The organism is Pseudomonas sp. FG86 (assembly GCF_057808775.1).
This window is the reverse complement of record NZ_JBMDIS010000058.1, coordinates 30,004-40,059: the sequence shown is the minus strand read 5'-3', so window position 1 is coordinate 40,059 and position 10,056 is coordinate 30,004. Positions and strand designations below refer to the sequence as shown.

7 protein-coding genes and 2 pseudogenes are annotated in these 10,056 nt (G+C 59.0%); 2 read left to right on the top strand and 7 right to left on the bottom strand.

Going from position 1 to position 10,056, the window contains the following annotated elements; genetic code table 11:
• Nucleotides 1-143: 143 nt before the first annotated feature.
• On the top strand, nt 144-443 hold the full coding sequence (locus tag ACODSV_RS26500; RefSeq protein WP_489046826.1) for a hypothetical protein: 300 nt from the start codon (nt 144-146) through the stop codon (nt 441-443).
• A gap of 1,245 nt (nt 444-1,688) precedes the next feature.
• On the top strand, nt 1,689-2,132 hold the full coding sequence (locus ACODSV_RS26495) for a GNAT family N-acetyltransferase (protein ID WP_150055462.1): 444 nt from the start codon (nt 1,689-1,691) through the stop codon (nt 2,130-2,132).
• A 267-nt stretch (nt 2,133-2,399) separates the two neighbouring features.
• Here ACODSV_RS26495 and ACODSV_RS26490 read toward each other — a convergent pair whose 3' ends face one another.
• From ACODSV_RS26490 to ACODSV_RS26460, 7 genes and pseudogenes are all read right to left on the bottom strand, one after another.
• The gene (locus ACODSV_RS26490) at nt 2,400-4,037 is read right to left on the bottom strand and encodes an AMP-binding protein (protein ID WP_150055461.1); all 1,638 of its coding nucleotides are present in this window, start codon (nt 4,035-4,037) and stop codon (nt 2,400-2,402) included.
• 136 nt (nt 4,038-4,173) lie between these two features.
• Nucleotides 4,174-4,413: pseudogene (locus ACODSV_RS26485) on the bottom strand (methyl-accepting chemotaxis protein); the annotation flags it as partial.
• A 30-nt stretch (nt 4,414-4,443) separates the two neighbouring features.
• Nucleotides 4,444-5,106 (bottom strand): annotated as a pseudogene (locus tag ACODSV_RS26480) (PAS domain-containing protein); the annotation flags it as partial.
• 353 nt (nt 5,107-5,459) lie between these two features.
• Nucleotides 5,460-6,719 carry a GTP-binding protein gene (locus ACODSV_RS26475; RefSeq protein ID WP_150055459.1) on the bottom strand — a complete coding sequence of 420 codons (1,260 nt, stop codon included), beginning with the start codon at nt 6,717-6,719 and terminating at the stop codon, nt 5,460-5,462.
• A complete protein-coding gene (nthB, locus tag ACODSV_RS26470; protein ID WP_150055458.1) occupies nt 6,716-7,378 on the bottom strand; it encodes a nitrile hydratase subunit beta in 663 nt (220 codons plus the stop codon). The genes ACODSV_RS26475 and nthB overlap by 4 nt, the downstream gene beginning before the upstream one ends.
• Nucleotides 7,379-7,420: 42 nt before the next feature.
• A complete protein-coding gene (nthA, locus tag ACODSV_RS26465) occupies nt 7,421-8,023 on the bottom strand; it encodes a nitrile hydratase subunit alpha (protein ID WP_150055457.1) in 603 nt (200 codons plus the stop codon).
• 95 nt (nt 8,024-8,118) lie between these two features.
• Entirely contained in the window at nt 8,119-9,633 is a 1,515-nt protein-coding gene (locus ACODSV_RS26460; RefSeq protein ID WP_150055456.1) for an amidase, read from the bottom strand.
• Nucleotides 9,634-10,056: the final 423 nt, after the last annotated feature.

The following is a 10,056-nucleotide window of genomic DNA, read 5'->3' as shown; positions in this document are numbered from 1 at the left end:
TTTTTTCATTTTTTGTAGTCATATCAGAAGGTTAGCTGTTAAGTAAGTGCCATTCATGTGTGGCCTCTTTGATTTCAGATATATCGAAGGCCTCGAATGATATGAGGATAAAATATGGTCTCCAGACAAGGCAAGGTGTGCCGGTGACCAAGCTTGTTCATGTATACAACACTGTGGCGGCGCTTAATTCGATGCCAAAAGTTCCTGCTTTTAATTTTAAAGTTAAAATCCCAGAATTTCTTTACGACCTTAAAAAGCCAAGAGGATTTCGCGCCGCCTATCGAAATCTGACTCATGATCTTTCAACGGTTTGGTCGCTAGGTGAGGCGCGAGACATCCTTGGAAGTAAAGTTTCAATAGATAAGCAAGCGCGAGCATATAGCCCAAAACAAGAACAGCCCCGGTATGTAAACTCTCATTCACCATTCAAAAGCCCCATGTAATTTTACAGGGATGGACGGGTCTGAGTTATTCACTAAAAATTTCATAGACCCGTCGGCGAACGTCCGCTTCTGGCCCAGAGTGTGTAAAAACGCCAAGGGGTCTCACTTTTAGGTTCTTCACCTGTCGGAAATCTATAAGCCTCGTGTCCCCGCACTCATACCGTCTTGACGTTAACAGCTGCGCCGATAGTGCCTCCGGAAACAGATACGATGTAGTCGGCCGCTCTTTGGCAAAGGGTGGCGTGCGATGAACGGATTACGAGGGTAAGAGGCATGAGCGAGAGCGGGTCAATATCGATACGTTCTCCTGATGTGCCGCGAAGCGACAATGTCAGTTCCGTCCATTGGCGATCATCTGAACCTGCGCAGTCACCGTCAGAGTCAACATCACATCCGGTTCCCCATAGATGTTCAGCAATGCAATAGAAGGCCGGCAATGGTCTTTCTGGCGTGATTTGAATGGAATAGCAAGTAGACATGATTTGTTGGCCGTGCCTATCTGTCAGGAGGAGAAAGGGTATCTCGGAGCCTGAGGCTGAGCAATCAGAGTCGCGGCCCTCACACCGTCTATATATAGGCATCCATTGGTGTCTGCGATTGCCCCGGCGTATGTAGAAACGACTCCGTGATCCCTGCGATGAAATCCTCAGAAATCATAGCAGGGCTAAGAGCGGTGTTCTGTTCAGATATTGATGCGTTTTTCAACCGCCTGTAGTTGCCTTACCGGGTCCCAACCACTCGGCGACGCTTGAGCTTTGCTACACCAAAGCATTCCTTTAGAGATCCATAATCTCCGCAAATCAGCATGAGCAGATGTTGCGTCATCATAGCCGAACTGCGTACCGCAGGACGGGCACATGCCAAACGAAGAGCAGCCAACCTCATCGTAGGGAGGCTCTTCAAGCGCGGGGTATCCACAAACCGGACAAAGATATGAAACGTTGCTTGCAATCATCCAACCCCCAGATTTCTAGCCTCTAGCCCACGTTGTCGGCGTACCTGCTGATTTCCGGAATCTTATACTGAATCTGAGCAACTGATGTCTGACCTGGGCTGAGTAGGAAAAAACACTAGAGTGGAAGCCGCTAACAAGGGTTTTGACAAACTCTGGGCCAGAAGCGGCCTTTCATGATCGGCTGCTAGCCGCGTGGAACCTCGCGCTGCACCCGGACTGCGACTCACCTCAGGCTTTGCGAAATGTCAGGCAGGCCATAACATGCCTTCACGTCATCAAAGGCTATTGGAATGGCGCTACAACTCAGACAAGCACTCGTTACCGACCTTCCGGCCATCTACCGTGGCGAGGAGAGCTATATCCGCTGTTGGGAGCCCGAGCATGAATCTTCGTGGCGAGCCCAACTGGAACGGCACCTGACTCGTTGGGTAGAGAACTTTGACCGTCTGAAAGTCGCGTTCATGGGTAATACCTTCGCAGGTTACTCACTCTGGATACCTGAGCAGAATTACGCAGAGCTTTGCACCATCCATGTAAGGCCAGAACATCGGCGTAGCGGGGTGGGAATGGCCCTCTTGGAGGCCTATGCACTGGACGCGGCACGGCACGGATTCACGCAGTTGCGGTTGAGTGTGCGACATGATAATCCCGCGAAGCTGATGTACGAGAAGGCGGGTTTTATATGCACCGGCACCGGTGCCCATGATTACCTTACGTATAAGCGCCGAGCGTGAGGGATGTTCGGTGCGGCTCCGCTTTTGACCGGTTTACGACCGTACGAAAGCCTGAAAACAGCCAGGAGCAACCCTCTAGGATATTTCATATAGCCCACCACCAGCTTGCCTGTCACCACCAGAAAGTCCTGACGCGCCAGTGCCCATAACCCCACAGGGCGAAGCCGGCGGGGAGGAGGAGGGCGACGGGGGCGAGGTCCATGGCGGCTCCGGGGCGGGGTGTCGATCATGCAAGGACACGGCGCTGAGCTTGACCGATCAGGGGGCTTAACCAAGCGCCTGTTGCTTGGCAATCTCCTGGTTGCGCAGAATGAACCGTTGCAACTTGCCACTTGGGGTCTTGGGCAGATGGTCGACAAACTCCATTTCCCGCGGATAAGCATGTGCGGCTAGACGCTGGCGTACATGCAGGCGCAGCTCCTCCGCCAACTCAGGGCTTGGCAGGTAGGGTGTGTTCAGCACGACAAACGCCTTTATCAACTCGGTGCGTTGCGGATCGGGTTTGCCGATCACGGCCGCCTCGACCACCGCAGGGTGTTCGATCAGCGCGCTTTCCACATCGAACGGTCCGACGCGGTAGCCGGACGTGGTAATCAGGTCATCATTGCGGCCGACGAAGCTGATACTGCCGTCGTCATTGAGCTCCACAATATCGCCGCTCAGGTAATAGCGCCCTGCAAAGGCCTGGGTGGGCATGCCGAGGTAGCCGTCGAACCAGCACAACGGCGAGCGCTCGCGATCAACGGCCAGTACGCCCGGCTGGCCGGCTGGCAATTCCCGGTGTGCCTTATCCAACACGACGATGCGGTATCCGGGCACCGCATAACCCGCTGAGCCTTCGCGGACCGGGTGACGCAAACCGTGGTGATTGCACAGCACCATGCCGATTTCCGTTTGCCCATAGTGGTCGTGAATCACCACGCCAAGCTGTTCGGCAAACCACCGCACGACTTGCGGGTTGAGCGGTTCTCCGGCGCTGCTGACGGCCCGCAGGCGCCCACGAACGGCGTCGGCGAACTTGGCCCCCGCGGCGATCAGGAAGCGGTAGGCGGTGGGCGAACCGGCCAGGTTGTTGATTGCGTACTTGGCAATGATGTGACGGGTACTTTCCACCGTGAAGGGGCCGTCGTAGAACAGCGTTGCATACCCACAAGCCAGCGGGCCGGTCACCGCGTAATACAAACCATAGGCCCAACCCGGGTCAGCCAGGTTCCAGAAGTGGTCGTCCGCACGCAAGTCAATCGCATCACGCATATAGCCCTTGAAGGCCAGAATCGCGCTTAACGGCACCTCCAGCGGTTTGGCCGGCCCCGTGGTGCCAGAGGTACACATCAACAGGAACGGTGCACTGGCATCCAGCAGCACCGGCGCGCAATCGTCAGCCTGGCGGTCCAGTGCGCTCCAGAAGTGGTGATCAGCCGGGTTCTGTGGGGCGCCACCGGTCACAACGATGCTGGGGCAGTCAGTGACGTCGTCCAGCTTCGGACGGTTGTGCGGGTCGGTCACGATCCAGCGTGCGTTCGAGCAGTTCAAGCGTTGTTCGATGGCCTTGGGGCCGAAGGCCGTAAACAGCGGTTGGTAGACCGCGCCGATGCGCCAGGTGCCCAAAATGGCAATCAACAATTCAACCGTGCGTGGCATCAGGCCGGCGACGCGATCGCCCGGCTTGACGCCTTGTTCACGCAAGAAATTGCCGAAGCGCGCCGCCTGTCGTTGCAGGTCGCGAAACCTGTAGCGCTCGGCATGGCCATCCTGCGCTTCGCAATACAACGCCACGGCCTCGCCGTGGGCATGCCGGTCGCAGCATTCGACGCAGGCGTTCAAAGCAGTAAGTTCGCCATGCAAATCCTGGGTGGCGCTCTGCAGATAATCGAAGGATTCAACAACGTGTTCATAATCGCGCATATCGACACCTGATTATTATTGTGGGGATCGGTCTTGCGAAAACCCCAGCAGCCTGTACATGCAGGCATGGCAACGGCTGGCTGTCGCCACCGGCTAGGGTGTGTTCATGGGGCTAGCCGTCCATCATGTCGGCTGCTTGCTGGGTGGCCTGGCTGGTTCGCGTGGCCAACTTGCGGACTTCATCGGCGACCACTGCGAAGCCGCGTCCGGCTTCGCCTGCGCGCGCCGCCTCAATGGCTGCGTTCAGCGCCAGGAGGTTGGTCTGGCTGGCGATGCCCTGGATGGTGGCGACAATCTGCGTCAGCTTGCTCAAGGTTTCCTGCATCATGCGGTGTTGCTGTTCCTGAGCCTCGCGCAGCGCACGCTCTTCATGGCTGGCATGGATATCCGTAATGGCGCCCACGACTCTTTGCGGGGAGCCATCGTCCGCGCGCCGGGTTTGGCCGCGGCCGCGAAACCAGCGGTAAGTGCCGTTGTTGTGCTTGAGTCGATAATCCACGTCAAACGGTGTTTTGCCGCTGCGGTCGTCGACATGGGCGACGAACGCAGCGATAGCCCGTTCGCTGTCGTTGGGGTGCAGGCGCGAGGTCCAGCTTTCCAATGTATTGGGAAACTCCTCGACCGTGGTGTATCCCAGCAGCCGACGCATTTGCGATGACCACCAGATGGTATTTTTCGGGTTCGCCGGGTCGCCGGCCACGACCTCGATATCCCAGAGCCCGTCATGCAGCATTTCCCGGGAGATGTCGAAGCGTGTCGCCGCCAGTTCCAGCACCTCGTCTTGCAGGTGTTGTTGGTGAATGTCCCGCAGGCTGCCACCCATCGCCACAGGCAGGCCTTGCGCATCGCGGCGTGAATCACCGCTGATCCTGCACCAGCGATAGTCGTCGCCCGATGGGGGCTGTATTCGCACGTCCAACACAAACGGCGTACGCCCGCTGCGATCGGCCAGGTGCCTGGCGAGGGTATCCAAATGGCGTTGACGGTCGGCCGGATGGAGCTGTTCGTTCCAATGGCCAAGCTGATCAATGCCCGCAGCCAGGATCGACGCAGACCCCGTCCACCCCATTGCACATGCCAGTGACGGTGCAGCGGTTCCATTCACCTCCAGCTCCCAGAACAGTTCACCTGCGCCGTGGCTGACCAGGGCCCAGCGAGCCTCCCATTGCCGCAAAAGCGCGTCACGGCAGGCCACGCGCTCGTCCAGTTGGGTGACTTCCTGTGTCAGCGCGCGTGCCTGTTCTTTCAGGGCGCTGCGCTCTTGCAGCAATTGCTCGACGCCGGTCAGGATGCGTCGCAACAAAGGGTTGTTCGACGACAACGGCGTGCATGCCTGGTCAGGCTGGTCCAGTCTGTCGGCAAGCGGCGCCAAGACCCAGCGGGTGGTACGGCTAAAAAAGAGCATGGTGTACCTCTACCGGGTCAAGTCGGTTGAACCGCCATGGGGGGCGTGGGGCGTGCCGATAAGGCCTCGGTGTCAAAGGCCGTCGCCGCCGGCAGGGCCTGCCAGGCCAGTGGGCCGGCGGCTATTTCCTGGGCACTCAGCAAACAATGGTCGAGTTCGCGCTGCAAGACGCGGGTGTCGAGCCCCTGGCCGATGAAGACCAGCTCCTGTCGGCAGTCGCCGACAACGCTGTCCCACTTGGCCATGATGCCCTGCAACCGATATTCATCCCGCGGCCATTGCGATGGCTCGATGAAGTTCCACCAGCGCCCGACATAATCCCACTGGAACTGCTTGCCGCTTTGCGCCAGCAGGCCGATTTCCAGGTGGCGGCTGGCGAGCCAGAAGTAACCTTTGCTGCGCAACAAGCGACCGTTGTGCCAGGGCTTCTGTAGAAACTCGAGCAAGCGCTGGGGGTGAAAAGGCGCACGCTCCCGGTAGACCCAGGATGTCACGCCATAGGTATCCGACTCGGAGGCCGGCGTATCGGTAGCTTCCATTTTACGCATCCAGCCCGGCGAGGCTGCGAGGCTGGGTAAATCAAACAGATGGGTGTCGAGGAGGCTCGACAGGGCGACGTTCCCGTGAGCCATCGGCATGATCCGCGCGCTCGGGTTCAGGCCAGCGAGGATCGCGTGCACTGCCTGGTAGCCGGGCTCGTCGATCAGGTCTCGCTTGTTGACCAGAATGACGTTGGCGTACTCCACCTGTTCGATCAGAAGATCCGCCAGCTGACGCGTGGACGTGTGCGCCTCGGTGTTGGCGCGGGCAACGGTATCCGTCGATTCCAGCAGCGCCTGAAATTGGCTGCCATCGACTACCGTCACCAATGTATCAAGGCGTGCCAGCTCGCTGAGGCTGAAGCCTTCGGTGTCGAGGAAGGCGAAGGTCTCCGCGACCGGCATCGGCTCGGAGATCCCCGTGGATTCGATAAGCAGGTAATCGAAGCGCTGCTGACGTGCCAGGTCACTGATCTGTTCCAGCAGGTCGGCGCGCAGGGTGCAGCAAATGCAGCCATTGCTCATCTCGATCAACTCATCGCGGCCACGGTGCAGCGAGACGTCGCGCTGCACCGCCTCGGCATCGAGGTTGACTTCGCTCATGTCGTTGACGATGACTGCCACCCGCAGTCCTTGGCGATTGCGCAGGATAGCGTTGAGCAGGGTGGTTTTGCCGGCGCCGAGGAAGCCGGAAAGGACCGTCACCGGCAGTCGGCCCGCCTGGGCGCCTTCAATCATGCGTTCACCGCTTGGGCACTGGGGGCCTTATCCAAGTAGCTTTCGAAAAGATCGACCACGACGTAACCGTCATCTGCCGCGTCACCCCATAGATCTTTCACGCGAAACTCGACGTGGTAGGTAGGCTGATGGGCTGCGCTCAAGTCGCCATGGCCAATGGCGTCGGGGAAGGGCCACTGCTCTGAGGTGCGGTGCAGGACCACGCCTTCCTTACCGCGCACGTAGGCCGGCATGCGGATATGCCCCGCCACATATTCGTCTCGAACCACAACCCGATCGCCCACTTCGAAGGGCGGCCTGCCGGTGATCGCCGGGCGACCTGTCGCATGGGCGGGGTTCGCCAGCTTGAAGTGGGAACCCAATGCCTGATCGAGCTCCGCCTGGGTGATAACGCCCGTTTCCACCAGCAGCGTGGCGGTCGCGATGATGTAGCGTTCGTAGTACTGGGTGCCGACATGCTGGCGAACGTCCAGGCGTTCGACGGCATGACGCACTTCGTCCACGCTGAACTTTTTCAACTGGTCAACGCCGACAAACATCAAGCTATAGGCCAGGTGTTCCCAGTCCTGCTTGAAAACCTGTTTGTAGCTGAGGCTGTTGATGGTGTGCGGCACTTTGCCAAAGCCTTGGAAACCGCCGAGATCGTGAAAGCCATCCATAATGAAAACTCCGCAAGTTGAACGATGATGAGTTGTTTTTTCTCAGCCAACGCGTGGCAGGGCGACGCCAATCAGCACGTCTTTGGTCACCAGCTGTTGAAGCTGTTCTTCACTCATGTGCTCAGAGCCTTCAGGCCTTTGCGGCAACACCAGGTAACGGCTTTCGGCGCTGGTATCCCAGACTTTGATGACCGTGTCGCTCGGCAACTCCGTCCCCAGCTCGCGCAGTACGGTGCGCCCCTCCCGGACCAGGCGCGCACGAAACTCAAAGCCCTTGTACCACTCGGGCGGCAGGCCGAGGACCGGCCAGTTGGTGCAGGAGCACAGGCTGCAGACAATGACGTTCTTCACCCCCGGTGTATCTTCCAGGGCGACGATGTATTCGCCTTGTGGGCCGGTGTAGCCGAACTGCGCGCAAGCGGCTGTTCCGTCCTTGAGCAGCAGCGCCCGGAACTGCGGATCGACCCACGCCTTGGCGACCACGCGAGCGCCGTTCTCCGGGCTCCAGTCGTGGGCCATCAGTTGAGTGAGTTGCTCGACATAGCCGTCTGGGATGAGTTCCTTGCTCTTGAGCACTTGAAACAAGGCCCATGCCCTCTCACCGGGTGTCGAAGGTGTCGCAGTCGTGGAAATCGATGTACTCATGGGGTAACTCCTATCAGTCAACGCGGTTGAAAAGTCATTGCAACTTGCCGGTCTTTCTTATCGTTCTTCAGGGGGTGGCGGCGCCTGTAAAAGGCTCAGAGCGTGCGCCAGTCCACCGAGGCTTCAAACGCCGCCGCCGCTTGGTAAATCGTGCCCTCGGCGTAGTGTTTTGCGACCAGCATCAGCCCGACGGGCAGGCCGTCCAGCAGGCCGCACGGAATCGACATGGCCGGATGCCCGGTGATGTCCTGTGGCGCGGTATTGCCGATCATTTCCAACGCGCGAGCCACGTACTCCGTGATCGAGCAGTTCGCTGGCGGGTGGGGTTGGGCCGTGATGGGCGTGGTCGGCATCACCAGCAGGTCATAGGTTTGCAGCGCTTTGTCGTATCCCTGCCGGGCAAAGCGTGCAAGGTTCTGGGCCTTGGCGTAGTAGCGTCCGTTGTAGCGCGACAGGCCGTATTGGCCGACGAACATGCAGAGCTTGAGCGACGCGGATAATTGGTCTGCGTGCTCGCGCCAGCTGGCTTGTTTGTCCAGCAGGCCGACATCGTAAAGTCCTTTCCAGTTAAAGCCTGCGCCGTTGCCATGCATCATCTGCATGGTCAAGCCTTCGCAACCGATGGGGTGCCACAACAACCCCGCCAGGTTGTGCTCGGGAATGGAGACCGGCTCGACATGAGCGCCCAACGCGTCGAGTCGGGCGATGGCGTCGCGCACTTTGTCCGCCACGCGAGGGTCCTGGTTGGCAAGCGCGAACCCCTCTTGCAGCACCCCGATTCTGAGCCCGCTCACGCCTCTTGCCAGGTAACTGCAATAGTCATCGACCTGAGGCGCCGCCTGGCGCGGGTCGAGTCCGTCTGCACCGGCCATTGCCTGCAGCATCAGCGCGTTGTCGCGTACGTTACCGGTGATGGGGCCGACATGATCGATCGTGGCTTCAATCGCCATGACGCCGGTGTAGGGCACCAGGCCGTGGGTGGGCTTCATGCCGTAGGTACCGCAGAAGGCCGACGGGATCCGAATGGAGCCGCCTTGATCGCCGCCCACGGCGATGTCCACCTCACCGGCCGCAACCAATGCCGCGCTGCCTGATGAGGAACCGCCAGAGGCATAACCGTGGCGATGTGGGTTGTGCACCGGGGCTGGATCGGAGGTGTGGCTGCCTCCTGAAAGGCAGTAATGCTCGCAGGTGGCTTTGCCGAGAATGGTCGCCCCCGCATCGAGCAAGCGGGTGACCACCGTGGCATCGAACCCCGGGACGAAGCCTTCCAACGGCGCTGCGCCGTTCATCATGGGGACGCCTGCCAGGGAGATATTATCTTTGAGCGCGACGGTTTTGCCCGCCAGCAGGCCTTCGCGGGCACCATTCACTTCTGTTCGGTAGTACCAGGCGTTCAGAGGGTTTTCCTTGGCCGATGGGCGATAGCCTGAACTGCGGTCGTAGCGTATTGGCGGAACGAAATCAGCCAGTTCGTCGACCAGGTCGTAGGCGTCGAAACTCGGTTGCATCAGTTCCAGGTAGGACGCTGCCTGTTCGTGCGTCAGTTGCATGTGCAACTGGGTCGCGATGTCTAAAACCTGGTCGAGGGTAGGGCGAGTAATGGCCATGATTTTCCTGTCTTTTGATCGATGATCGACACACCGGCTCGGGATTGTTCGACAACCGTTTCGAGCCCGTGGGACCCACTGAGTCGGGGTCGCAATGGAGATAAAATTAGGCCGCTAGGGCCGTATTTGCATGGTTGAGCAGGACACTCATTTGGTTGAAAAAGACATCTGCACTCAGAAGATAAAGATCAGATCGCTGCGCGTGCCGATAATAAAAAAAGCGAGGCATTGGCCCCTGTGCGCAACGGTTCGAAACCTCCCGGCAACATTCCCAGCACCAGCACACTTCGATTCGGTTTCATGATCAAATCCCTGCCAAAAAGTGGCCCCCACCCCATGCGCTAGAGATGAGGGACCAAAAAATAATGGGGTGAACCCGGCGTCAGGCTGGAGGGAGGAGCGACGCCCTCCAGGACAGATGGG